We start from the raw sequence: 24,877 nt of genomic DNA, 5'->3' as shown, positions 1-24,877 counted from the left end.
GGGAAAAGAAATCAGGTTGGCTTGTGTTACACCGCCACATTTCGTACCCTGCTGACTGGAAATGTTGTACCGCTTTTATGACTCGGGGTGCCCTTCTTCGTTGAAGGCTGAGAAATACCCGTACCACCTGATCTGGATAATGCCAGCGTAGGGAAGTCAGAGACCGCAGGGTCATTGCTTCTCCCTCGTCTGGCGGGAGCAAACCATGCCTGAGCTGCTGAATCCCGCGCCTGTCGCGCACCTGCGCCACCTGCTGCGCGCCCATTCCCCCCTAGTCCACTGCATGACCAATGACGTGGTGCAGACCTTTACCGCCAATGTTCTGCTGGCCGTCGGCGCCTCGCCGGCGATGGTGATCGATCCCCGCGAAGCGGCGCAGTTTGCCGCCATCGCCGATGCGCTGTTAATTAACGTCGGTACCCTGACCGAAGATCGCGCCGTGGCCATGCGCGCCGCGGTAGAGCACGCCCATCAGGCCGGGAAGCCCTGGACGCTGGATCCGGTGGCGGTCGGCGCACTGACCGTGCGCACGGACTTTTGTCATGAGCTGCTGGCCCTGCAGCCGGCGGCCATTCGCGGCAATGCCTCTGAAATTCTGGCGCTGGCCGGGATGAGCGCCGGCGGGCGCGGGGTGGATACCACCGATACGGCCGCCGCGGCGCTGCCGGCAGCCCAGGCGCTGGCTCGTCGGCTGGCTACCGTGGTGGCGGTCACTGGCGAGGTGGACTACGTCACTGACGGCGAGCGGGTGCTCAGCGTGGCGGGGGGTAATCCGCTGATGACCCGGGTGGTGGGCACCGGCTGCGCGCTGTCGGCGGTGGTGGCGGCGAGCGCGGCGCTGCCGGGAGACCGGCTGGAAAACGTGGCCGCCGCCTGCGGGCTGATGAAGCAGGCCGGGGAGATCGCCGCCCGTCAGGGAGGCCCTGGCAGCTTTATTCCGGCGTTTCTCGACGCGCTGTATCAGGAGGTGCAGGGATGAAACGCATCAACGCCCTGACCATCGCCGGCACCGATCCCAGCGGTGGGGCCGGTATCCAGGCCGATCTGAAAACCTTCTCCGCGCTGGGGGCCTATGGCTGCTCGGTGATCACCGCCCTGGTGGCGCAGAATACCCGTGGCGTGCAGTCGGTCTATCGCATCGAACCGGATTTTGTGGCCGCGCAGCTCGACTCGGTGTTCGGCGATGTGCGTATCGATACCACCAAAATCGGCATGCTGGCGGAGACCGATATTGTGGAAGCCGTGGCCGAGCGGCTGGCGCGCTACCGGGTGGCCAACGTGGTGCTGGATACCGTCATGCTGGCGAAAAGCGGCGATCCGCTGCTGTCGGCCTCGGCGGTGGAGACCCTGCGTCAACGATTGTTGCCGCAGGTGTCATTGATCACCCCGAACCTGCCGGAAGCGGCCGCGCTACTCGATGCCCCCCATGCGCGCACCGAGCGCGAGATGCTGGAGCAGGGGCGGGCGTTGCTGGCGCTGGGCTGCGGCGCGGTATTAATGAAGGGCGGCCATCTCGACGACGCCGAAAGCCCGGACTGGCTCTTCACCCGCGAAGGGGAACAGCGGTTTACCACGCCTCGCGTGCAGACCAAAAATACCCACGGCACCGGCTGCACGCTCTCCGCCGCGCTGGCGGCGCTGCGCCCCCGTCATGCGGACTGGGCGGCCACCGTCGCCGAGGCGAAGGCCTGGCTGTCGGCGGCCCTGGCGCAGGCCGACTCTCTGGAAGTGGGCCACGGCATCGGGCCGGTGCACCATTTCCACGCCTGGTGGTAAATGGCAGCGCAACGGGACAGCAGAATCTCCTGAAAAAATGGCCCCCCGGCTGGAAAATAGGCTAAGTCGGTACCAGGCTTAACCTGCCCAAAAAAATTGGGTTGGGATAATGCATGCCGGCTTCGGCCGGCCTTACGGGAGATTGCTATGACTGATATTACGCAGTTGCTGGGCAAAGATGCCGAGAGCCTGTTGCAGCACCGTTGTATAACCATTCCGGCCGACCAGCTGTATCTGCCTGGGGCAGATTATGTTGATCGGGTGATGGTGGATAACAACCGACCACCGGCGGTGCTACGCAATATGCAGACCCTGTACAATACCGGACGCCTGGGGGGAACCGGCTACCTTTCCATTTTGCCGGTTGACCAGGGCGTGGAGCACTCGGCGGGCGCCTCCTTCGCCGCCAACCCGCTGTACTTTGATCCGAAAAATATCGTCGAGCTGGCGATCGAAGCCGGCTGTAACTGCGTGGCGTCGACCTATGGCGTGCTGGCCTCGGTGTCGCGCCGCTACGCGCATCGCATCCCTTTCCTGGTGAAGCTCAACCATAACGAAACGCTGAGCTATCCCACCGAATACGACCAGACCCTCTACGCCAGCGTCGAGCAGGCGTTCAATATGGGGGCGGTGGCCGTGGGAGCGACGATCTATTTCGGCTCGGAACAATCGCGTCGTCAGATAGAAGAGATTTCCGCCGCCTTTGAGCGGGCGCATGAGCTGGGCTTGGTCACCGTGCTGTGGGCCTATCTGCGCAATTCGGCATTCAAGAAAGACGGTGTCGACTATCATGTTTCCGCGGACCTGACCGGTCAGGCCAACCACCTGGCGGCCACCATCGGCGCCGATATTGTTAAGCAAAAAATGGCGGAGAATAACGGCGGCTACAAAGCGGTTAACTTCGGCTATACCGACGATCGGGTGTACAGCAAACTGACCAGCGATAACCCCATCGATCTGGTGCGCTACCAGCTGGCCAACTGCTATATGGGGCGCGCCGGGCTGATCAACTCCGGCGGCGCGGCGGGCGGGGAGACCGATCTTGCCGACGCGGTGCGCACGGCGGTAATCAATAAACGCGCCGGCGGTATGGGGCTGATCCTCGGCCGGAAGGCGTTTAAGAAATCGATGGCCGACGGCGTGAAGCTGATCAATGCCGTGCAGGACGTCTACCTCGACGGGAAAGTGACTATCGCCTGATAAGCACGAGTATCGTTGGGATCCCCGGTGGCGCGACGCGCACCGGGGTTACCGTTCTTTATGCGCCTTCAGGCCGCGCCGTTACCGCGTCAGCAGCCAGCGGGCGGTATGTTCATCGGTCACCAGACCATTGATCCAGCCGCCTTTAAGGGCCGCCAGGATCGCCGGTCGTTTGTATTCTCCACACGCCGCGGCAATACGCGGGCAGTGGTTCTGACGGATATCATAGCTGGTGATCATGCGGTTGATCTCGCTGTCTACCACGTGGCCTTCCGCATCGATAAACCGTCCGAGGATCTCTCCGATGCCGCCGCGCGCGGTCAGCTCATCCATTTGCGCCTGATTGATAAACCCGTCTTTAAAGATCGGACTTTGCGTGCCCAGGGGACCAATGCCGACAAAAATCACGTCCGCCTCTCGGGCGACGCCGGAGACGCTGCGGAATAAGCGGTTGGTGCACCACATCTCATACTCCTCTGCGCTGTGGGCGTAGCGCGGCGCCGGCCACTGATAGTACTTGGCTTTTATTTTGCGCGTCAGCAGCAGGGGCACGTCATCGTAATAGTTGCACTCCCCGTCGGCGTTCATGGCGCTGATCAGCGCCACGCAGCGGGTATTCAGGCTGTCAAAATCGATGCGCTGCAGCGCTTTTTTCAGGGTCAGGCCCGAGCCCAGGCCGATGATTTTCTCTTTATCATCCTGCAGATAGCGAGCCATCAGCTGATAGCAGCCAAACGACACGCTGTCGAGGGTGCTTTCTTCGCTAAAGGCGGGGACCACATTGCACTCGATCAAGCTGTATTTTTCCTGCAACAACTGCGCATAATCGAGGCAGTTGGCCACCGGATGGTGCAGATTAATCGACACTATCCCTTCTTCTTTCGCGGCGGCGATCAGCCGTTGCACCACCGGTCTGGAGGTGCCTAGCTGGCTGGCAATCTCGCTCTGATTCTGACCGGCGATGTAGTACATCCATGCGGCACGCACCTTCTGATCCAACCGGATATCGTCTTCTTTACTCATGGTTTCCCGCCCTAAGTTGCTAACCAGGGCTCGCAATTGGCCCGGCGAATACCCGCATTCTCGCCGTGGTTGAGATAACTGGCAAGCTTTTGCTCTTATCTGGTCATTTGTAATTTAATTGGTTAATTGCTCTTTTGTGATCCGTGGCTCTTATTTTGGTCAAATGATCAATTACAGTGGCGCCATCAACTCAAGGAGAGCAGAACATGAACAATCAATTCACATGGCTTCACATTGGTCTGGGTTCTTTTCATCGCGCGCATCAGGCGTGGTATCTGCATCGTCTGATAGCGTCCGGGGATAAGCGCTGGCACATCGCGGCGGGAAATATTCGTAACGACGCCGAGCAGGTGGTGCAGGCGCTGGCGGCGCAGGGAGGACGTTACGTCCTGGAGACCGTCAGCCCGGAAGGGGAGCGCGAATATGAAGAAATCACTTCTATCCAGAAACTGTTGCCGTGGCAGGCCGGGCTGCAGCCGCTGATTGACGAAGGGGCCAACCCGCAGACCAAAGTTATCGCCTTTACCGTGACGGAAGGGGGGTACTACCTGAATACCGGCCATCAGCTGGAAACCAGTAACCCCGATCTGCAGGCCGACCTGAAAGGCGAGTGCAAAACCATTTACGGCACCCTCGCGCGGATCCTGGAGAAGCGCATGGCCGACAACGCCGGGCCGCTGACCCTGCTCAATTGCGACAACGTGCGCCACAACGGCGAGCGTTTCCACGACGGCATGGTGGAGTTCCTGCAACTCACCGGCAAACAGGCGGTGATTGACTGGATGGCGGCCAATACCACCTGTCCGAACACCATGGTGGACCGCATCACCCCGCGTCCGGCGGCCGATCTGCCTGCCCGCATCAAAGCGCAAACCGGGATTGATGACAAAGCGCCGGTGATGGGGGAGACCTTTATCCAGTGGGTGGTGGAAAACCACTTCCGCGATGTCCGCCCGAACCTCGAGGCGGTCAGCGTGGAGATGGTGGAGTCGGTCATCCCGTATGAAGAGGCGAAAATCCGCATTCTGAACGCGTCGCACAGCTGCATTGCCTGGGCGGGAACCTTAATTGGCCAGCAGTATATTCATGAAAGCACGCTCACCGATGCTATCTACGCCATTGCCGACCGCTACGTCACGGAGGATGTCATTCCCTGCCTCGGCGATAACGGCATTGATTTGCCGACCTACCGGGATGTGGTGCTTAAGCGCTTTACCAACCCCTATATCCAGGACACCAACCAGCGTGTCGCCGCCGACGGCTTCTCGAAAATTCCGGCGATGATCGCCCCCACGCTGCAGGAGTGCTATCAGCGCGGCGTCCGCCCTGAGGCGACCGCCATGCTGCCGGCGCTGTTCTTCGTCTTTATGGAGCAGTGGCATAAGGGAACGCTGCCGTATCAGTACCAGGACGGCATCCTGGATGCGCAGGCGGTGCATGAGATGTATGAGGCTCAGGATCCGGTGGCTGTCTACGCCCGCGATAAAGCCCTGTTTGGTGACCTGGCCAACAACGCGGATTTCCTGGCGCTGATGCGCGAGAAAGTCGCTGCCGTTTACACGCTGATTAAATAAGAGGTGGCTATGTATCTGGGTATCGATCTCGGCACATCGGAAGTCAAAGCGCTGGTCATTGATGAGAACTATGAGGTTATCGCCAGCCATAGCGCGCCGCTGAGTATTCAGCGGCCCCATCCGCACTGGTCAGAACAATCGCCGGAGTTATGGTGGGAGGCGACGGAGTACCTGATGAACACGCTACGGGAAAAATGCGCGCAGCACTGGCCGGCCATTAAGGCGATTGGCCTCTCCGGGCAGATGCACGGCGCGGTGTTGCTGGATGAAAAGGGGGAGACGATCCGTCCGGCCATTCTGTGGAACGACACCCGCTGCGCCGCAGAGTGCACCGAGCTGGAGGAGATGGCGCCGGAGCTGCATCAGGTGGCGGGAAACCTGGCGATGCCGGGCTTTACCGCGCCGAAGCTGCTGTGGGTACGCCGTCATGAGCCGCAACACTTTCAGCGCACCGCCACGGTGCTGCTGCCGAAGGATTATCTGCGCTATCGGATGACCGGGAAGAAAGTCTCCGATATGTCGGACGCCGCCGGGACGCTGTGGCTGGACGTGGCGAAGCGCGACTGGTCCGACGCTCTGCTGGACAAGTGCGGCCTGTCGCGCAGCCAAATGCCGACGCTGGTCGAAGGCTGTGAGGTTTCCGCCACCCTTGATCCGCAGGTGGCGGCGCGCTGGGGACTGAACGCCTCGGTGGTGGTGGCCGGGGGCGGGGGGGATAACGCGGTTAGCGCCATTGGCGTCGGCGCGGTCTCGCCGGGGGATGCGTTTATTTCGCTCGGCACCTCCGGGGTGCTGTTTGTGGTGACCGACGCCTATCGTCCGGCGCCGCAGTCGGCGGTACATGCGTTTTGTCACGTGCTGCCGAACCTGTGGCACCAGATGAGCGTCATGCTGAGCGCCGCCAGCTGTTTGCAGTGGTTCTGCCGCCTGACCGGCACCACGGAGGTGGCGCTGCTGGCGGAAATTGCCGAGCTCAGCGAGGAGGAGAAAGCTCACGCCCCGTTTTTCTTGCCCTACCTCTCCGGCGAACGTACCCCGCATAACGATCCTGACGCGCGCGGCATGTTCTGGGGCATGACCCACGCCAGTCTCCGCGCCCAGCTTGGCTACGCGGTGCTGGAAGGGGTGAGCTTCGGTATCAATGACGGCCTGCAGGCGTTGAAAGAGAGCGGTACGCCGATCGCGCAGTGCTCGCTGGTGGGCGGCGGCGCCCGCAGCCCGTTCTGGGCCCAGCTGCTGGCCGATATACTCGCTATGCCGGTGGTGACCCATAAAGGGGGAGAGACCGGCGGCGCGCTGGGCGCGGCGCGGCTGGCCTGCCTGGCGGCGGGCAAACCGATTGCCGCGGTGTGTGAAAAACCGGAAGTCTGGCAGACCTGGCGTGCGGATCCCGTTCGCCACCACACCCTGATGCAACGCTACGCGCAGTTTAAAGACCTGTATTTAAACGATCTGAATTATCGGCAGCACTGATTTTCATCATAACAGCCGCTTCGTTGCACGTCGCGGAGCGGCCACCCTGTACCCTGAAAACGAGGTCATTATGTCTATCAATAATAAACAGTGGCTCGGTTTACCCCTGAACCTGCTCTGGGGATACATCGCCATTGCCGTATTTATGACCGGCGACGGTTTTGAATTAGCCTTTCTGTCGCACTATATCAAAGCGCTCGGCTTTTCTCCGGCGGAGGCCTCCTTTGCCTTTACCCTCTACGGCCTGGCCGCCGCGCTGTCGGCATGGATTTCCGGCGTGGTGGCGGAAATCATCACCCCACTAAAAACGATGATGATTGGCTTCGTACTGTGGTGCGTGTTCCACGTGCTGTTCCTCGTTTTCGGCCTCGGTCATGCCAACTATGCGCTGATCCTGATTTTCTACGGCATCCGCGGCTTCGCCTATCCGCTGTTCCTCTACTCGTTTATTGTCGCCATTATTCACAACGTAAAAAGCGACAATGCCAGCTCGGCCATCGGTTGGTTCTGGGCCGTGTATTCCATCGGCATCGGCGTGTTCGGCAGCTATATTCCAAGCTTCACTATTCCGCATATTGGCGAACTGGGCACACTGTGGCTGGCGCTGGCTTTCTGTGTCACCGGGGGCGTGATTGCCCTGGCTTCCCTGCGCCATATTCAGACGCCGCAGCATATGCAGAATCTCACCACTCGCCAGAAGTTTTCTGAGCTGGGACGCGCCGCGACGCTGCTCTATACCAACCGCAATATTCTGCTGTCGAGCATGGTCAGGATTATCAATACCCTCTCGCTGTTCGGCTTTGCGGTCATTATGCCGATGATGTTTGTCGATGAGCTGGGCTTCACCACTTCAGAATGGCTCCAGGTATGGGCGGTCTTCTTCTTCACCACCATTTTCTCTAACGTGCTGTGGGGGATCCTGGGGGAAAAACTGGGCTGGATGAAGGTGGTGCGCTGGTTCGGCTGCATCGGGATGGCGCTCTCCAGCCTGGCGTTTTACTACATCCCTCAGCACTTTGGCCATAGTTTTGCGATGGCGCTGATCCCCGCCATCGCCCTCGGGATCTTTGTCGCCGCCTTCGTGCCGCTGGCCGCCGTGTTCCCGGCGCTGGAGCCAAAGCACAAAGGCGCGGCCATTTCGGTCTACAACCTGTCGGCGGGGATGTCGAACTTTCTCGCGCCGGCGATTGCCGTGGTGCTGCTGCCGTTCTTCAGCACCATCGGGGTGGTGATCGCCTACACCGCATTGTACGTGGTGGCCTTTTTCCTCTGCGCCTTTATCCGCGTGGAGCAGCCGGGGTTCTGCCACAAGGAAGCGCCCGCCCACGAGCAGGTTGAATTCTCTTAGGTGATGCGGCTGGCATGCGCTTCATGCCAGCCTTAATGAGGTGAACGAATGAGTATGCAGGCGGTTATTTTTGACATGGATGGCGTGATTATTGATTCCGAGGCGCTGTGGCGACAGGCGCAGATTGACGCCCTCGCGCAGTGGGGGGCAACGGCGAGCGTGGATGAATGTGAAACCCTGACCAAAGGCAAACGCCTCGACGAAATTGCCGGCACCTGGTGCCGCTATTTTCAGCTTGATCTCGCCCCACAGCGGCTTGAAGCCGCGATATTGCAGCGTATTACCGGCCTGATCGCCACCGAAGGCGAGCCGATGTGCGGGGTGCAGGAGGCGTTACGCTATTTTCGCGAGGCGGGCTATCAGATTGCGCTCGCCACGTCATCATCCCGCCAGGTTATTGCCGCTGTGCTGAACAAGCTCTCGCTCTGGCACTTTTTCGACGTGGTTTCCAGCGCGGATGATGAACCTCGCGGCAAACCGCACCCGGCGGTGTACCTGACGACGCTGCGCAAGCTCAATCTCAACGCCAGCCAGTGTCTGGTGATTGAGGATAGCTTTACCGGCTTTTGCGCGGCTCAGGCCGCCGGTATTCCCACGGCGGTGGTTGCCGAAGATAGCCGACAGGGGCGCTATCAGGCCGCGGTCGGCCGCTATCAAACCTTACCTGAACTGCTGGAAGCGCTTATCGCCGAGCCAGCGGCGGTCGCATAACTTACGCTTTCGTGAGCGCAGAAAATCCCGGGATGTACACGGTCGGTCACTCTCTTTTCTGCGCTCACGCCCCATTTATAGCCTTAATCCGCGGGAGAGGTTCAGGGGGGCGCCAAACCGGTCTTTTGCCGGGTGGCGGCTGCCGCCTGACCCGGCCTACATTGATTCACCGGCTGGCGAGGCGCTTATCCGGGCGGCATGAGATCTGTGGACCGTAGGCCCGGCAAGCGCAGCGCCGCCGGGCGATGGGCATCCGTCACCCTCAGCGCAGCAGCGGGCAGTCGGGCGGCAGCCGGCAGCGCAGGGCCGCCGGTAACAGCTCCATGCGGAAGGTTTTGCCGCTGAGCGGCTCGCCGTCGAGGTTAAACGTCATCTCATGGGGCGCGGTGATCTCAAACCATGAGGAGACACCGTCAACAATATTCGGCGAGTTTTCCGGATTAGCCAGGGTGCTGAACAGGGCAGGGATCAGCTCTTCGCCGGTGAAAATGCGCAGATGCAGCAGACCATCGTTAATCAACGCCTCCGGGCACAACTGCTGGCCGCCGCCGGCCTGGCGACCGTTGCCGATGCCGATGACCAGCGCATCGCCCTGCCAGTGAAAGTTCTCCCCGCGGATCTCGCAGCGGTCCGGCTTCAGGGTATCCATGCGCATCAGACCATGGATTAAATAAGAGACACCGCCGAGCGCGGCTTTGAGTTTTTCCGGCGTTTCGGTGGTGATCCGGGTGCCGAACCCGCCGGTTGCCATATTAATAAAGCCGGTTTTATCATTCACCCGGGCGATATCTATCGGCACATCGCGGCCGACAATCGCCAGCTTGAGGGCGCTGGCCAGATCCTGCGGAATACCGACGCTGGTGGCAAAGTCGTTCGCCGTGCCCAGCGGTAAAATTCCCAGCGCCATCTTGCTGCCGCGCTCCACCAGCGCGGTCGCCACTTCATTAATGGTGCCGTCGCCGCCGCCGGCGATCACCGTTTCAACGTTCAGCTGCAGGGCCTCATCGATAAACCGCACGGCATCGCCCTTTTCCCAGGTGACGCGGATGTGAATATCGATCCCTTCGTTGCGTAACAGGTTAACCGCCTCGCGTAACTGCGGTTCATTGGCACCTTTGCCGTTAAGGATCAGTAAGCTGGCAGGAAACGTAGACATCATCAAGGGAACCTTTATTGCGCAATGTTGCATAAAGTGTACCGCATGACGAAAGCGAAGACCGGAGGAGAGGCAAAAAAATAAGCCCGCGTAAGGGAGATTACGCAGGCTAAGGAGGTGGTTCCTGGTACAACTAGCATTTATGGGTTATGTTTTTCAGCGAAATGGATGATACCTGTTTCGATCGAAACGGTATGTGATCCGATTCTAATATCCTTACTTCGTGAAAAAATAACGCAAATTAACTAGTTACCGTGCGGATTTCTGGTTGTCTGACCAGTAAAGTTGCGCATCAGCAGCGCATACTGCAGGGGCAGGTCGTCCGGCACAGGCAACCATACGGTATAGCCATCGCCCGGGGCCACTGGCATGGCTTCACCTTTGCCATTTTCCATATGCTCGAGGGTGAAGTTGACGTTACCTTGCGGGGTCATCAGCTCGAGGCTGTCGCCGACGCTGAACTTATTTTTGACCGCCACGGCCGCCAGCGGGCCGTTACGCTCCCCGGTGAATTCGCCGACAAACTGCTGGCGCTCGGAGAGGGAGTAGCCGTACTCATAGTTCTGGTAATCGTCATGGGTATGGCGGCGCAGGAAGCCTTCGGTGTACCCGCGGTGGGCCAGTCCTTCCAGGGTCTCCAGCAGGCTGGTATCAAACGGTTTGCCGGCGGCGGCATCGTCGATGGCCTTGCGGTAAACCTGAGCGGTGCGCGCGCAGTAGTAGAAGGATTTGGTGCGGCCTTCGATCTTCAGCGAGTGAACGCCCATCTGGGTCAGACGCTCAACGTGGGCGATAGCCCGCAGATCTTTCGAGTTCATGATGTAGGTGCCGTGTTCGTCCTCAAAGGCGGTCATGTACTCGCCCGGACGTTTGGCTTCCTCAATCATAAAGACTTTATCGGTCGGCGCGCCGATGCCGAGGGTGGGCTCCACGGTCTGCACCGGGATCGGCTCATATTTGTGGACGATGTTGCCGACGTCGTCCTCTTTGCCTTCCGCCACGTTGTATTCCCAGCGGCAGGCGTTGGTGCAGGTCCCCTGGTTCGGGTCGCGCTTGTTGATATACCCGGAGAGCAGGCAGCGGCCGGAGTAGGCCATGCACAGCGCGCCGTGGACGAAAATCTCGATCTCCATCTCCGGCACCTGGCGGCGAATCTCTTCGATTTCATCCAGCGACAGTTCACGGGAGAGGATCACACGGGTCAGCCCCATCTGCTGCCAGAATTTGACCGTCGCCCAGTTGACGGCGTTGGCCTGCACTGAAAGATGGATCGGCATCTCCGGGAAGTGTTCCCGCACCAGCATGATTAAACCCGGATCGGACATGATCAGCGCGTCCGGCCCCATCTCCACCACCGGCTTCAGATCGCGAATAAACGTTTTCAGCTTGGCGTTATGCGGGGCGATGTTGACCACCACATAGAATTTTTTACCCAGCGCGTGGGCTTCATTGATGCCGAGCTGCAGATTTTCGTGATTGAATTCGTTGTTACGCACGCGCAGCGAGTAGCGCGGCTGGCCGGCATAAACGGCGTCAGCGCCATAGGCGAAAGCGTAGCGCATATTCTTCAGCGTTCCCGCCGGGGAGAGGAGTTCTGGTTTAAACATGGTGTTCTCGTTCTGATGACAGGTCAGATTCGCCGCACCTGGTGCGGCGAGTTGGGGAGTGTCCCCACATTAAGGGCGGGCATTGTAGCGCCGCGGCGAAGGGGAGTAAATATCAGATGGGTATCTTTCAGCATGGCTAATTGGTTTGCCATTTTGAACCTGGGCTGTGCTCACACTGACAGCACTAATAACGCCTGGTGGGATAGGCTTTATGGAATTCCCCGGGTTGCGGCGTAAACGCCTTACCCGGGTTACGGATTGCAGACGGCGGTGAACGTGTAGCCCGGCTAAGCGCAGCGCCAGCCGGGAAAAGGCTAACTACGCCAGCCGGCAGGCGTCCGCTTCCCAGCGGTAGCCAACGCCGTAAACGGCGCGAATAAACGACTGCTCGGCGTCCAGCGCCTCCAGCTTGCGCCGCAGGTTTTTGATGTGGCTGTCGATGGTGCGGTCGGTCACTACCCGATAATCGTCATACAGATGGTTGAGCAACTGTTCGCGGGAGAAGACCTTGCCCGGCTCCTGGGAGAGGGTTTTCAGCAGCCGGAACTCGGCGGGAGTGAGGTCCAGCAGCTTGTCGCGCCAGGAGGCCTGAAAACGACCTTCGTCGACAATCAGCGGGCTCTGGGCGTCCAGCGCCTGCAGATCGCGCTGCGGCTTGCAGCGGCGGAGGATGGTTTTCACCCGGGCGACCACTTCCCGCGGGCTGTAGGGCTTGCAGATATAGTCGTCGGCGCCAATCTCCAGCCCCAGCAGTCGGTCGATCTCTTCGATTTTCGCCGTCACCATCACCACCGGAACGTCGGAGAAGCGGCGAATTTCCCGGCACAGCGTCAGACCATCGGTACCGGGCAGCATCAGGTCCAGCAGGATCAGGTGCGGCGGCGTCTGCCGAACGTAGGGCAGGACCTTGTCGCCGTGGTTAATCAGCGTAGGCGCATAGCCGGCGGCTTGCAGATAATCAATCAGCAGCTGGCCGAGCTTCGGTTCATCTTCCACGATAAGAATGCGTGGGGTGTTTTCATCTACAGGCAATTCAGTCATACGTCTCTCGGTAAATCATGTTCCAGAGGTAACTCAACTTTAATGCTAACCCCGCCAAAAGGCGAATGGTCGGCACGCAGGGTACCGCCGTGGGCCGCGACAATATTGAGGCAAATCGCCAGCCCGAGGCCGGAGCCGCCGCTGGCGCGGTTGCGCGATCCTTCCGCCCGGTAAAAGCGCTCGCACAGGCGGGCCAGCTGCTCATCGCTGACCCCGGGGGCGCTGTCAGCAAAGTCAATCACCAGCATCCGGCCGCTGCGGCTGGCGGTGATCAGCAGGCTGCCGCCGCTGTCGGTATAGCGCAGGCTGTTCTCCAGCAGATTGTTGAAGAGCTGCATCAGGCGGTCGCGGTCGCCGAAGATCATCGCCTGCTCCGGGAACGACACCTGAATACTCAGCTGCCGGCTGGCGAAGCGCTCGCGAAAAGCGCCCGCGGCCACTTCCAGCAGGGTGATGATATCCAGCGACGTTTTCTGGTAGGCCAGCGCCCCCTCATCGGACATCGACAGCTGATGGAGGTCGTCCACCAGCTTGGTGAGGGTAGCCACCTCGGCCTGCAGGGAGGGGATGGACTCGGGGGTGAAACGCCGGACCCCGTCCTGAATCGCCTCCAGCTCGCCGCGCAGCACTGCCAGCGGGGTTCGCAGTTCATGGGAGATATCGGCCATCAGGTCGCGACGCATCTGCTGGTTGCGCTCCAGGGTGCTGGCGAGCTGGTTGAAATCCTGCGCCAGGCGGCCGAGCTCGTCGCCGCCGGTCACCGTCACTCGGGTGGAAAAGTCGCCCGCCGCCAGCTTATGGGTGCCTTCCACCAGCCGCTTCACCGGCGCCAGCAGGCCGCGGGCCAGCGGGAAAGTGGCCAGCGCGGCAAGCAGGGTGGCAAGGGCGACAATCAGCCAGCTGGTGCGCTTTTGCTGCCGGTCGAAGTTAATATCGGTATTGCGCGTCAGCCGCTCGACCGGCGAGGCGATCACTTTGCCTACCTCCACGCCGTTGACCATAATGCTGCGTTGGGTGCCGTCCTCCGGTACGCGCTCACGGGGCCCCACCAGCACGCGGCCCGACTGATCAACCACCCAGAACATGGTGCGCCAGCCGTGGGGCGGCATTTCCGGCCTCGGCGGCGGGGTGTCGCTGGGGCCGTCGGGCGGCCCATCCGGCGGCGGCCCATCTGGCCCCTGACCCTCCATCGGACCCGGCTTCATGCCGTGTCCTGGCGGCGAGCGGTCGTCATTGTCCCGTTCGAAGGTGCGCAGCAGCTGGAAGATAAAGCGGTCGTTGTTGCGCAGAAACGCCCAGCTGCCATGCTGGGCATACTGCTCACTCAGCGCGTCGCCGAGCATGGTTAACCGCTGCTCATTACCGCGCTTGATGTAGTCGATAAACCCACGTTCGAAACTGATACGCACCGCCCAGTGCATGCTGATCAGCAGCACGATGCAGGTGGCGAAAATAGCGAGGAACAGCTTACCGGTAATGCCCGGGCGCCAAAATTTCACGATCCACTCCTGTTGCGTCGACGGATGACGGTATTACTGCCGACGTCATCCGGTACCCGGGAAAAAATGAGCGCCGGGAGGGCGATGATCGTCGCCATGCTCAGATAGGTATAGAGAAAGACCTGATGGGTGCTGGCGGCGTCGAGGCTCATATGCTGCTGGCCATACAACCCCAGCAGCAGCCCGGCGATGGTCACGCCGATACTCATCGACAGCTGCATCACCATCGACAGCAGACTGTTGCCGCTGCTGGCCAGATCGTCCGGGAGATCTTTCAGCGTCAGGGTATTCATCGAGGAGAAGCGACTGGAGTTGATCATCCCCTGCAGAAACAGGACCAGCGGCAACACGTAATACCACCCGGCCAGGGCGCTAAACATAAACAGCAGACTGACCGCCGCCAGGCCCAGGGTGCTGGCGACCAATACGCGGCGGTAGCCAAAGCGGTTAACCACCTGCACCACGATCCGCTTCATGCCCATGCTGCCTAGCACCATCGGGATCATCATCAGCCCGGCGTGGAAGGGGGTAAAGCCGAGGCCGATCTGCAGAAATACCGGAGTCATAAACGGCAGCATGCCGCTGCCGATGCGTCCGGCGAAGCTGCCGCCGAGGCCGAGGGAGAAGGTGCGGTTACGAAACAGGTTAAGGCTGAACAGCGCCCGGGCGTTACCGCGGGCGTGCCACAGGTACAGCAGCAGGGCGGCGAGGCCGATGGCCACCAGCCCCGCCAGCCAGCGTGACGATATACCGAGCCCTTTCTGGCCGTCCAGCGCCAGGGTCAGGGTCGCCATCCCGGCGGCCAGCAGCAGAAAGCCGGAGAGATCGAATCGCCGGGTCTGCAGGGTGTAGTTGGGCATCAGGCAGAGGGTGGCGATGGCGCCGATGATCCCCACCGGGATATTGATGAGGAAGATCCAGTGCCAGGAGGCGTACTCCACCAGCACCCCGCCCAGCGCCGGGCCGAGCAGCGGGCCAACCTGGCCCGGCAGGGTGACGAAAGTCATCGCTGCCATGTACTGATCGCGCGGGACGATCTTCATCACCGTCAGGCGACCGACCGGCACCATCATCGCGCCGCCGACCCCCTGAAGCACCCGCGCCATCACCAGCTGGTCAAGGGTGCTGGCCTGGGCGCAAAACAGCGACCCGGCGGTAAACAGCACGATGGCGGTGAAGAAGATATTGCGCACCCCGACCCGGTCGGCCAGCCAGCCGCTGGCCGGCAGCATGACCGCCACCGTCAGGACATAGGAGACGATGATCATATGCATATGCAGCGGGCTCTCCCCGAGGCTTTTGGCCATCGAGGGGAGGGCGGTGTTAACGATGGTGGTGTCCAGCGACTGCATAAAGAAGCCGAACGCCACTATCCATAGCTGCCAGCGCACGCTGGCCGGGAGGTCTGTCATGTTATTCGCTTACCGGTTGAGAGGAGTGACGCGAAAAACGCAGCCGTAAACGGTCAAAGAAAAGATAGACCACCGGCGTGGTGTAGAGCGTTAACAGCTGGCTCATCACCAGACCGCCGACGATGGTGATCCCCAGCGGCTGGCGCAGCTCGGAGCCATCGCCCCCGGAGAGCACCAGCGGCAGGGCGCCGAACAGCGCCGCCAGAGTGGTCATCATAATCGGCCGGAAACGCAGCAGGCAGGCCTGGAAAATCGCCTCTTCCGGCGCCAGATTGCCGTTACGCTGCGCCTCAAGGGCAAAATCAACCATCATGATGGCGTTTTTCTTCACGATGCCAATTAATAACATGATCCCGATAAGGGCGATTAGGCTGAACGGGGCATCGAATATCTCCAGCGCCAGCAGGGCGCCCACTCCGGCGGAGGGCAGCGTCGAGAGGATGGTCAACGGATGCACATAGCTCTCATACAGCATCCCCAGCACGATATAGACCGTGGCGATAGCCGCGAGGATCAGGATCACCTGCGCGTTCATGGTCTGCTGGAACACCTGAGCGGTACCGGCAAAGGAGCCGCGCACGCTCGACGGCACCCCGAGCTGGGTCATCGTGCGGTTTATGGCGTCGCTGGCTTCCGACAGCGAGCGGCCGGTGGGCAGGTTAAAGGAGATAGTGGACGCCGCCGACAGCCCCTGATGGTTCACCGACAGCGGGGCGTTGGCCGGCTGCCATTTGGCGAAATAGGCCAGCGGGATTGGCTTGCCCACGCTGTTGATAACAAACATCTTGTCGAGGGCGCTGACGTCCTGGGTGTAGGCCGGATCCACCTCCATCACTACCTTGTACTGGTTGAGCGGCTGGTAGATGGTGGAGATCTGCCGCTGGCCGAAGGCGTTGTTCAGCAGGTTGTTGGCGTCCTGGACGCTGATGCCGAGGCGCGACATCGTATCCCGATCATAAACCAGGTCCATTTCGGCGCCATTGTCCTGCTGATCCGAGTTGACGTCCGCCAGCTCAGGCAGCGCCGCCAGCGCTTTGCGGATCTTCGGCTCCCACTCGCGCAGCGCCGACAGGTCGTCGGACAGCAGAGTGTACTGATAGCTGGCGTTCGACTGCCGGCCGCCGACGCGAATATCCTGCACCGCCATCAGGAACAGGTTGGCCCCGGGCTCGTTGGCCAGCTTTTTGCGCAGCCGGTCGATCACCTGCTGCGCCGTCTCGTGGCGCTGGTCCCGTGGCTTGAGGGTGATAAACATCATCCCGCTGTTGACCCGCGAGCCGCCGGTAAAGCCGGTGACGTTATCCACCGCCGGATCTTCGCGAATAATCTTCATAAAGTCCTGCAGCTTGCCGCGCATCGCCTGGAAGGAGATGCTCTGGTCGGCCTGAATGCCGCCCATCAGCACCCCGGTGTCCTGCTCCGGGAAGAAGGTTTTCGGGATCGAAATGTAGAGCCAGACGCTGAGGGCGATGGTGCCCAGCACCACCAGCCCGGTCAGCCGGCTATGCTTCAGCACCCATTTTAACGATTTCCCATAGCCGCCCTGCACGGCCACCAGCAGCCGACCAAAGCCGCGGTTGCGCGTCGGCTGGTGGGGCTTACCGCTTTTCAGCAGCCACCCGCACATCATCGGCGTCAGGGTGAGGGAGACCGCCAGGGAGATGCCGATCGCCACCGACAGGGTGACGGCGAACTCGCGCAGCAGGCGGCCGGGCAGGCCGCCCATCAGCAGCAGCGGCAGAAACACCGCCACCAGCGACAGGCTCATCGACAGCACGGTAAAGCCGACCTCGCGGCTCCCCTGCAGCGCCGCCTGCAGGGGCTTCATCCCCGCTTCCAGATGGCGGGAGATATTCTCCAGCACCACGATAGCGTCATCCACCACGAAGCCGGTGGCGATGGTCAGGGCCATCAGCGACAGGTTATTGAGGCTGAAGCCGCACAAATACATCGCGGCGAAGGTACCGATTAAGGAAACCGGGACGGCGACGGCCGGGATCAGCGTGGCGCGCCCCGAGCGCAGGAACAGGAACACCACGAGGATCACCAGCGCCACCGAAATCACCAGCGTCTGCTCCACCTCCTCCAGCGAAGCGCGGATGGTCGGCGAGCGGTCCTGGGCGATCTGCAGGTCGATAGCCGCCGGAATGGTCTGCTGCAGCTCCGGCAGGCGGGCGCGGATGCTGTCCACTGTCTGGATAATATTGGCTTCCGGCAGTTTGCGGATCATCAGCAGGATCGCTGGTTTGGCGTTGGTCATCCCGGCGTTGCGTACGTCCTGCACCGAATCCGAGACGCTGGCGACATCCCCCAGCCGCACTGCGGCGCCATTCTGGTAGTGGACGATCAGCGGCTGATAGTCGGCGGCGGTCTTCAGCTCATCGTTGGTCTGCACCTGCCAGCGGTGCGCGCTGTCCTCCAGCGCCCCCTGCGGTTTGCGCACGTTAGCGTCGCTGATGGCGGTGCGCACCGCGTCCAGCGACACGCCCTGGTTGAACAGCGCCTGCGGGTTGAGGTCGACGCGCACCGCCGGCAGGGAGCTGCCGCCGACGTCGACATCACCCACGCCGTCGATCTGCGCGATGGTCTGCGCCAGCTGGGTGGAGGCGAAATCATACAGCTCACCCTGGGAGTAGGTGTCCGAAGTCAGCGTCAGGATCATGATTGGCGCATCCGACGGGTTGGCTTTACGGTAGGTCGGCCGGCTGGGCATCCCGCTCGGCAGCAGGCTTTGCGCGGCGTTGATCGCCGCCTGAACGTCGCGCGCCGCGCCGTTGATATCGCGGTCGAAGTTAAACTCAAGAATGATGCGCGTACTGCCCAGCGAACTGGAGGAGGTCATCTCATTGACCCCGGCAATCCGTCCCAGGGAGCGTTCCAGCGGGGTGGCCACCGATGAGGCCATGGTCTCCGGGGAGGCCCCCGGCAGCGAGGCGCTGACCATGATCACCGGGAAGTCCACCTGCGGCAGCGGGGCTACCGGCAGCAGCCGGAAGCCGAGAATGCCGCACAGGGTGATGGCCAGCGAGATGAGGATCGTCGCCACCGGGCGGTAAATGAAGAGGGCGAAAAACTTCACTTACGCCTCCTCTTCCTGACGCGGGAAGCGGCGCTTCAGGTGCAGCGACAGGCGGTCGAACAGCAGATAGATCACCGGGGTGGTGAACAGGGTCAGCACCTGGCTGAGCATCAGACCGCCGACCATGCCGATCCCCAGCGGACGCCGCAGCTCCGCGCCGACGCCGGTGCTCAGCATCAGCGGCAGGGCGCCGAGCAGGGCGGCGAGGGTCGTCATCAGGATCGGCCGAAAACGCAGCAGACAGGCCTGGTAGATTGCCTCCCGCGGCGGCATGCCCTGCTCGCGTTCGGCGGCCAGCGCGAAGTCGATCATCATGATGGCGTTCTTCTTCACGATGCCGATCAGCAGAATGATGCCGATGATGGCGATCACATCCAGCTCGCTCCCCGCCAGCCACAGCGCCAGTAGCGCCCCGACCCCGGCGGTGGGCAGGGTGGAGAGGATCGTGATCGGATGGATAAAGCTCTCATACAGCACCCCCAGCACGATATACATCGCCACCACCGCGGCGACCACCAGCCAGACGGTGCTGCCGAGCGCCGACTGGAAGGCCAGCGAGCTGCCCTGGAACTGGGTGCGGATATCGGTCGGGAAATCCAGCGACTGTTCGGCGGCGAGGATCGCGTCCACCGCTTCGCCCAGCGAATAGTTGTCCGGGACGTTAAACGAGATGGTGGTCACCGGGAACTGATCGAGGTGGTTCACCGACAGCGGGGTAAAACGCTGCTCCACCGTGGCGATGGCGGTCAGCGGCACGATGCCGCCGTCGCTGCTGGTCAGGCGGATATTATCCAGCGCCGCCAGACCCGGTGTCGCCTCGGTATCCTGCTCGAGCACCACGCGATACTGATTCGCCTGAGTGTAAATGGTGGAGATCAGCCGCTGGCCGAAGGCGTTGTACAACGCGTTATCGACATCGGCCATTGAGATGCCAAGACGGCTGGCGCTGTCGCGATCCACCTTGATATAGGCGGCCAGGCCTTTGTCCTGCCAGTCGCTGCTGACGTCGGCCAGCTGCGGCTGGGCCTGCAGGCGGCTGAGCAGCGGCGGCACCCAGGTGCTCAGCGCCTCGAGGGAGTTTGCCTGCAGGGTGAACTGGTATTGGGTGCGACTCACCGTGGTGTCGATGGTCAGATCCTGGGTCGGCTGCAGGTAGAGCGCCACGCCCGGGACGCCGTCCACCGCCTGCTGCAGGCGGCTGATCACCGTCTGGACGCGGTCATCGCGTTCATCCAGCGGCTTGAGGTTGATCTGCAGACGGGCGCTGTTTAGCGCCGGGTTGGTGCCGTCGACGCCGACGAACGAGGTCAGGCTCTCCACGGCCGGATCCTTAAGGATAATGCTGGCCACCTGCTGCTGGCGCTCGGCCATGCTGGCAAAAGAGACCGACTGCGGCGCCTGTAAGGTGCCCTGAATAATGCCGTTATCCTGGATCGGGAAGAAGCCTTTCGGGATAAAGACCCACAGGAGGATCGACAGCGCCAGAGTGCTCAGCGCGACGCCGAGCGTTAGCCACGGATGGTTCAGCACCCGGCTCAGTCCGCGGCCATAGACGGCGATCACCCGTTCGAAGAAACGCTCGCTGGCCCGGGAGAAACGGTTCTGCTTGCGCAGCGATTCGTGGCTTAACATGCGGGCGCACATCATCGGCGTCAGGGTCAGGGAGACCACCGCCGAGATAAGAATAGCGACGGCAAGGGTGACGGCGAATTCGCGGAACAGACGGCCGACGATATCGCCCATAAACAGTAGCGGGATCAGCACCGCGATCAGCGAGAAGGTGAGGGAGATAATGGTGAAGCCGATTTCCCCGGCGCCTTTCAGTGCGGCGGCCAGCGGCTTCTCGCCTTTTTCGATATAGCGCGAGATGTTCTCGATCACCACGATGGCGTCATCCACCACAAAGCCGGTGGCGATGGTCAGGGCCATCAGCGTCAGGTTGTTGATCGAGAAGTCGAGGAACACCATCACCGCGAAGGTGCCCACCAGCGACAGCGGCACCGCGACGCCGGGAATAATGGTCGCCGGGACGTTGCGCAGGAACAGGTAGATGATCATCACCACCAGGGCGATGGCCAGCATCAGCTCAAACTGGGTGTCACGCACCGAGGCGCGAATGTTGGTGGTCCGGTCGGAGAGGACCTGCACCTTCACCGATTTTGGCAGGCTCTCGGTGAGCTGCGGCAGCATCTGGCGAATGCTGTCGGCAGTGTCGATGATGTTGGCCCCCGGCTGGCGCTGGACGTTCATCACGATGGCCCGCTGCTGGTTGGCCCACGCCCCGAGCCAGCTGTTCTCGGCGCCTTGTTCGACGCTGGCGACATCGCCGAGACGGATCGGCGCCCCGTTCTGATAAGCGATAATCAGCCGGCGATAATCCTCAGCGGACTGCATCTGATCGTTAGCGGAAAGCGTCACCGCGCGGGCCGGGCCGTCGAGGCTGCCTTTCGCGGAGTTAACGTTGGCGCTGGTGATAGCGGTGCGCACGGTTTCGCTGGTCAGGCCGAGGGCGGCGATGGCCTGGGCGTTAAGCTTCACCCGCACCGCCGGGCGCTGGCCGCCGGCGAGGGTCACCAGACCGACGCCGGAAACCTGGGAGATCTTCTGCGCCACCCGCGTCTCCACCATATCCTCCACCTGGGTCATCGGGATCGCGGAGGAGGTGACGGCGAGGGTCATGATCGGCGGATCCGCTGGGTTCACCTTGCTGTACACCGGCGGGTTGGGCAGATCGCTCGGCAGCAGGTTGGTGGCGGCGTTAATGGCCGCCTGCACTTCCTGCTCGGCGACGTCCAGCGGCAGGGTCAGCTGGAACTGCAGCGTGACTACCGAGGCGCCGCCGGAGCTTTGCGACGACATCTGCTTAAGGCCGGACATCTGGCCGAACTGGCGCTCCAGCGGGGCGGTGATAGCGGAGGTCACCACGTCCGGGCTGGCGCCCGGATAGAGGGTAACCACCTGAATGGTCGGGTAATCGACCTCCGGCAGGGCGGAGACCGGCAGGAAGCGGTAGCCGATGATCCCGGCTAACAGGATCGCCACCATCAGCAGGGTAGTGGCGACCGGACGCATAATAAACAGCCGGGACGGGCCGCCGGTGCGGCCTGGGGGTAACACCTGCATCAGGAACGCGCTCCGTGTTTACCGCTCTGGCGTGGAGCGGGCTGCGCCTGTTCGCTGCCGCTGGCGGTGACAACTTCCACCTTCGCCCCCTCGGTCAGGCGGTCAATCCCGTCGGTGACCACGCGATCCCCGGCGGAAAGCCCGGCGCTAATGACCACTTTCTGGCTGTCCTGGATGCCGGGCGTCACGCTGTGTTTGCTGACCTTATTCTCGTCGTTCAGCACCCACACAAAATGCCCTTCGTTGCCCATCTGCAGGGCGGCAGCGGGGATCACCACCGCGTTCTCTTCGGTATCCACCAGCAGGCGGGCGTTAACGAACTGGTTGGGGAACAGCGCGTCGTCCAGATTGCTGAAGCGCGCCTTTAGCTTAATGGTCCCTGTGGTCGCATCGATCTGGTTGTCGAGACTCAGCAGCTCGCCGACGCTGATTTTCTGTTTATTGGTGCGATCCCAGGCTTCGACGCTGAGCGCTTTGCCCGCTTTCTGCGCCTGCACCACCGTGGCGATGCTGTTTTCCGGCAGGGTGAAGACTACGTCGATCGGGTGCGTCTGGGTGAGAACCACAATCCCGGTGGTATCCCCGCTGGAGATCTGGTTGCCAATATCCACCTGCTTTAAGCCGACGCGGCCGTCAATCGGCGCGGTGATGCGCGTCCAGTCGAGCTGCAGCTGGGCGCTGGCGACGGCGGCTTCATCGGCCTTCACGGTGCCGGCGGATTCCACCACCAGCGACTGCTGGGTGTCCAGCTCCTGGCGGGAGACGAGATTGGTTTTCACCAGCTGCTGGTAACGAGCGAGATCGCGGCGGGCGTTCGCCAGGGTGGCGTTATCTTTCGCCAGCTGACCCTGCGCCTGGGCGAGGGCGACTTTAAACTGGCTGGGGTCGATCTGCGCCAGCAGGTCGCCGGCTTTGACCTGCTGTCCCTCCTGGAAGTGAAGGCTCAGCAGCTGGCCGTCGACCCGGCTGCGCACGGTCACGGTATTGGCCGCCGTCACGGTACCCAGCCCGGTGAGATAGCGCGGCACCGCTTGTTCGGTCGCGGTGGCCGCCTGCACCGGCGCCAGCGCGCCGCCGAAACGGCCATGACGCGCGCCGCCCGGCCCCTGCGGGCCTTGTCCTGCTGCGGGAGCGCTGCTGCCGCTCGTGTCACGATCGTGCCAGAACCAGTAGGCGGCTCCGGCGATAATCACTACCGCCAGCGCGGCGCCCCAACGACGTATGTTACTGCCTTTCATTAGTTTACGGTCTCATCCTGAAGCGTTTCGCTGAATGATACTAGTTTAGTGAGGGAAGGGGCCGTAAAAATGGAGGAATTATGAAAAGAAGGTTGAGAAATGTCTGGATAACCGCCGCGACGCCGGGCGGTCTCGCAACCGATTCCTGTGGTGATATCAACTTTTAGTTTAAAAAAGTAAAAAACAGTTGTATCCGGGAGGGCTTTAATTAGATTTATGCGGTGAATAAATCAGTGCATTTCCATAATAATAAAATATGCACTTAAAAATCAACGTGTTAAATAATCAGGGGTCATTGCTGTGGCAAACGCAAACAAACTCACGCTCTTCATCGTCATCTTTATGCTGATGGGGATCCTCTCCGGCGCGGCTATCCATGCCTACGCGACGCCGACCACTATCTCCGCCTGGGCGGACAACATTACGCTGCTGACCGATCTGTTTCTGCGGTTGATCAAAATGGTCATCGCGCCGTTGGTGTTCAGCACCCTGACGGTCGGCATTATGCGCCTCGGCGAGACGGCGACCATTGGCCGGGTAGGCGGGAAGGCGATGGTGTGGTTCATCACCTCCTCGGTATTATCCATTCTCGTCGGGCTGGTGATCGTCACCTTCCAGCACCCGGGCGCAGGGTTAAACCTGGCGGTGCCGAAAGAGGCGGTGGATACCGGTCTGGCGGTCAGCGGTATGAGCCTGAAAGGATTCCTGTCGCACACCATCCCCACCAGCATCACCGAGGCGATGGCCAACAACGAGATCCTGCAGATCGTGGTGTTCTCGATGTTCTTTGGCATCGCCGGCGCGTCGCTGGGCGAGAAGTTTAATGCCCCACTGGTGGCGGCGCTCAACGTGGTGTCGCACATTATGCTGAAGGTGACGGGCTATGTGATGTACGTTGCGCCGCTGGCTATCTTCGCCGCCATTTCCTCGGTGATTGCCTCGCAGGGGCTGGGGATCCTGCTCAACTACGCTTCATTCATTGGCGGTTACTACCTGGCGGTGCTGTTGACCAGCGCGGTGCTGATTGCCGTCGGCTATATGGTGCTGAAGAAAGAGGTCTTCCGTCTGCTGAACATGCTGAAGGACCCGGTGCTGGTGGCGTTTACTACCAGCAGCTCCGAAGCGGCCTATCCGAAAACCCTTGAGCGCCTGGTGAAGTTTGGCTGCTCGCGCAATATCGTCTCGTTCGTCCTGCCGATTGGCTACTCGTTTAACCTCGTTGGCTCGATGGTCTACTGCTCCTTCGCCGCGATGTTTATCGCCCAGGCCTATAACGTACCGCTGAGCTTTAGCGAGATTACGGTCATGATGTTGACCCTGATGCTGGCCTCGAAAGGCATCGCCGGGGTGCCGCGCTCGGCGCTGGTGGTGCTGGCGGCCACGATCCCCAGCTTCAATATTCCGGTTGCCGGGATCCTGCTGCTGATGGGCATCGACCACTTCCTCGACATGGGGCGTTCCGCCATCAACGTGTTGGGTAACGGCATCGCCACCGCCATGCTGTCGAAAAACGAAGGTCTGCTGGCCGAAGAGGGGAATGAACCGGCATGGGAGGCAGAGAAAGCGGAAGCCTGATCCTGCCGCGCCCTTCCACTGAGGGCGCTATTCCACACGGAA

The 24,877-nt window shown here is 61.3% G+C and carries 17 protein-coding genes and 1 riboswitch; of the genes, 8 read left to right on the top strand and 9 right to left on the bottom strand.

All coding sequences use genetic code 11. The features are described 5' to 3' along the window. Nucleotides 1–73: 73 nt before the first annotated feature. Nucleotides 74–171, top strand: a riboswitch (TPP riboswitch). Between the two features lie 34 nt (nucleotides 172–205). The 3 genes from thiM to fbaB all read left to right on the top strand — a co-directional run bounded on the left by thiM (nucleotide 206) and on the right by fbaB (nucleotide 2,976). After that, a complete protein-coding gene (thiM, locus tag CWM58_RS21690) occupies nucleotides 206–979 on the top strand; it encodes a hydroxyethylthiazole kinase (protein ID WP_100681759.1) in 774 nt (257 codons plus the stop codon). After that, complete coding sequence (gene thiD, locus CWM58_RS21685; protein WP_023323018.1) at nucleotides 976–1,776, top strand: bifunctional hydroxymethylpyrimidine kinase/phosphomethylpyrimidine kinase; 801 nt, start codon at nucleotides 976–978, stop codon at nucleotides 1,774–1,776. The genes thiM and thiD overlap by 4 nt, the downstream gene beginning before the upstream one ends. Nucleotides 1,777–1,923: 147 nt before the next feature. Continuing rightward, nucleotides 1,924–2,976, top strand: a complete 1,053-nt coding sequence (gene fbaB / locus CWM58_RS21680; RefSeq protein WP_004201578.1) for a class I fructose-bisphosphate aldolase — start codon at nucleotides 1,924–1,926, stop codon at nucleotides 2,974–2,976. A gap of 81 nt (nucleotides 2,977–3,057) precedes the next feature. Here the strand turns inward: fbaB and CWM58_RS21675 are convergent, their stop codons facing one another. Beyond that, nucleotides 3,058–3,999 carry a sugar-binding transcriptional regulator gene (locus CWM58_RS21675; RefSeq protein ID WP_100681758.1) on the bottom strand — a complete coding sequence of 314 codons (942 nt, stop codon included), beginning with the start codon at nucleotides 3,997–3,999 and terminating at the stop codon, nucleotides 3,058–3,060. Between the two features lie 206 nt (nucleotides 4,000–4,205). Here CWM58_RS21675 and dalD point away from each other — a divergent pair, with 206 nt between their 5' ends. From dalD to CWM58_RS21655, 4 genes are all read left to right on the top strand, one after another. Beyond that, a complete protein-coding gene (gene dalD / locus CWM58_RS21670) occupies nucleotides 4,206–5,573 on the top strand; it encodes a D-arabinitol 4-dehydrogenase (protein WP_100681757.1) in 1,368 nt (455 codons plus the stop codon). A gap of 9 nt (nucleotides 5,574–5,582) precedes the next feature. Beyond that, nucleotides 5,583–7,046, top strand: coding sequence for a xylulokinase (xylB, locus tag CWM58_RS21665; protein WP_100681756.1), 1,464 nt, complete (start codon nucleotides 5,583–5,585; stop codon nucleotides 7,044–7,046). A 70-nt stretch (nucleotides 7,047–7,116) separates the two neighbouring features. Then, entirely contained in the window at nucleotides 7,117–8,394 is a 1,278-nt protein-coding gene (gene dalT / locus CWM58_RS21660; protein ID WP_100681755.1) for a D-arabinitol transporter, read from the top strand. A 48-nt stretch (nucleotides 8,395–8,442) separates the two neighbouring features. Next, nucleotides 8,443–9,105 (top strand): HAD family hydrolase, encoded by a 663-nt coding sequence (locus CWM58_RS21655; RefSeq protein ID WP_100681754.1) that lies wholly within the window; start codon nucleotides 8,443–8,445, stop codon nucleotides 9,103–9,105. Between the two features lie 262 nt (nucleotides 9,106–9,367). Here CWM58_RS21655 and yegS read toward each other — a convergent pair whose 3' ends face one another. The 8 genes from yegS to CWM58_RS21615 all read right to left on the bottom strand — a co-directional run bounded on the left by yegS (nucleotide 9,368) and on the right by CWM58_RS21615 (nucleotide 23,260). Next, nucleotides 9,368–10,264, bottom strand: coding sequence for a lipid kinase YegS (gene yegS, locus CWM58_RS21650; RefSeq protein WP_165785835.1), 897 nt, complete (start codon nucleotides 10,262–10,264; stop codon nucleotides 9,368–9,370). A gap of 242 nt (nucleotides 10,265–10,506) precedes the next feature. Next, the gene (yegQ, locus tag CWM58_RS21645) at nucleotides 10,507–11,868 is read right to left on the bottom strand and encodes a tRNA 5-hydroxyuridine modification protein YegQ (protein ID WP_008804076.1); all 1,362 of its coding nucleotides are present in this window, start codon (nucleotides 11,866–11,868) and stop codon (nucleotides 10,507–10,509) included. A gap of 318 nt (nucleotides 11,869–12,186) precedes the next feature. Beyond that, on the bottom strand, nucleotides 12,187–12,909 hold the full coding sequence (gene baeR / locus CWM58_RS21640; protein ID WP_004201558.1) for a two-component system response regulator BaeR: 723 nt from the start codon (nucleotides 12,907–12,909) through the stop codon (nucleotides 12,187–12,189). Next, nucleotides 12,906–14,408: a two-component system sensor histidine kinase BaeS gene (baeS, locus tag CWM58_RS21635; protein ID WP_061153901.1), complete on the bottom strand. Its 1,503-nt coding sequence runs from the start codon at nucleotides 14,406–14,408 to the stop codon at nucleotides 12,906–12,908. The genes baeR and baeS overlap by 4 nt, the downstream gene beginning before the upstream one ends. Next, entirely contained in the window at nucleotides 14,405–15,820 is a 1,416-nt protein-coding gene (locus tag CWM58_RS21630; RefSeq protein ID WP_100681753.1) for an MFS transporter, read from the bottom strand. Before CWM58_RS21630 ends, baeS begins: the two co-directional genes overlap by 4 nt. A 1-nt stretch (nucleotide 15,821) precedes the next feature. Next, nucleotides 15,822–18,899, bottom strand: coding sequence for a multidrug efflux RND transporter permease subunit MdtC (gene mdtC, locus CWM58_RS21625; protein ID WP_100681752.1), 3,078 nt, complete (start codon nucleotides 18,897–18,899; stop codon nucleotides 15,822–15,824). After that, nucleotides 18,900–22,022 (bottom strand): MdtB/MuxB family multidrug efflux RND transporter permease subunit, encoded by a 3,123-nt coding sequence (locus CWM58_RS21620; protein ID WP_100631173.1) that lies wholly within the window; start codon nucleotides 22,020–22,022, stop codon nucleotides 18,900–18,902. Beyond that, nucleotides 22,022–23,260: an MdtA/MuxA family multidrug efflux RND transporter periplasmic adaptor subunit gene (locus CWM58_RS21615; protein WP_100681751.1), complete on the bottom strand. Its 1,239-nt coding sequence runs from the start codon at nucleotides 23,258–23,260 to the stop codon at nucleotides 22,022–22,024. Before CWM58_RS21615 ends, CWM58_RS21620 begins: the two co-directional genes overlap by 1 nt. A 300-nt stretch (nucleotides 23,261–23,560) precedes the next feature. Here CWM58_RS21615 and CWM58_RS21610 point away from each other — a divergent pair, with 300 nt between their 5' ends. Beyond that, the gene (locus CWM58_RS21610) at nucleotides 23,561–24,835 is read left to right on the top strand and encodes a dicarboxylate/amino acid:cation symporter (protein WP_100676375.1); all 1,275 of its coding nucleotides are present in this window, start codon (nucleotides 23,561–23,563) and stop codon (nucleotides 24,833–24,835) included. Nucleotides 24,836–24,877: the final 42 nt, after the last annotated feature.

Source organism: Klebsiella sp. H-Nf2, from assembly GCF_002806645.1.
Classification (GTDB): domain Bacteria; phylum Pseudomonadota; class Gammaproteobacteria; order Enterobacterales; family Enterobacteriaceae; genus Klebsiella; species Klebsiella variicola.
This window is presented reverse-complemented; position numbering and strand designations above follow the sequence as displayed.

Excerpts from the sequence above, each read along its gene's own strand:
- dalD (WP_100681757.1), top strand. The coding sequence starts at position 4,206 with ATGAACAATCAATTCACATGGCTTCACATTGGTCTGGGTTCTTTTCAT.
- CWM58_RS21675 (WP_100681758.1), bottom strand. The coding sequence starts at position 3,999 with ATGAGTAAAGAAGACGATATCCGGTTGGATCAGAAGGTGCGTGCCGCA.
- fbaB (WP_004201578.1), top strand. The coding sequence starts at position 1,924 with ATGACTGATATTACGCAGTTGCTGGGCAAAGATGCCGAGAGCCTGTTG.
- yegS (WP_165785835.1), bottom strand. The coding sequence starts at position 10,264 with ATGATGTCTACGTTTCCTGCCAGCTTACTGATCCTTAACGGCAAAGGT.
- yegQ (WP_008804076.1), bottom strand. The coding sequence starts at position 11,868 with ATGTTTAAACCAGAACTCCTCTCCCCGGCGGGAACGCTGAAGAATATG.
- xylB (WP_100681756.1), top strand. The coding sequence starts at position 5,583 with ATGTATCTGGGTATCGATCTCGGCACATCGGAAGTCAAAGCGCTGGTC.
- dalT (WP_100681755.1), top strand. The coding sequence starts at position 7,117 with ATGTCTATCAATAATAAACAGTGGCTCGGTTTACCCCTGAACCTGCTC.
- baeR (WP_004201558.1), bottom strand. The coding sequence starts at position 12,909 with ATGACTGAATTGCCTGTAGATGAAAACACCCCACGCATTCTTATCGTG.
- CWM58_RS21620 (WP_100631173.1), bottom strand. The coding sequence starts at position 22,022 with ATGCAGGTGTTACCCCCAGGCCGCACCGGCGGCCCGTCCCGGCTGTTT.
- thiD (WP_023323018.1), top strand. The coding sequence starts at position 976 with ATGAAACGCATCAACGCCCTGACCATCGCCGGCACCGATCCCAGCGGT.
- CWM58_RS21630 (WP_100681753.1), bottom strand. The coding sequence starts at position 15,820 with ATGACAGACCTCCCGGCCAGCGTGCGCTGGCAGCTATGGATAGTGGCG.
- CWM58_RS21655 (WP_100681754.1), top strand. The coding sequence starts at position 8,443 with ATGAGTATGCAGGCGGTTATTTTTGACATGGATGGCGTGATTATTGAT.
- thiM (WP_100681759.1), top strand. The coding sequence starts at position 206 with ATGCCTGAGCTGCTGAATCCCGCGCCTGTCGCGCACCTGCGCCACCTG.
- CWM58_RS21615 (WP_100681751.1), bottom strand. The coding sequence starts at position 23,260 with ATGAAAGGCAGTAACATACGTCGTTGGGGCGCCGCGCTGGCGGTAGTG.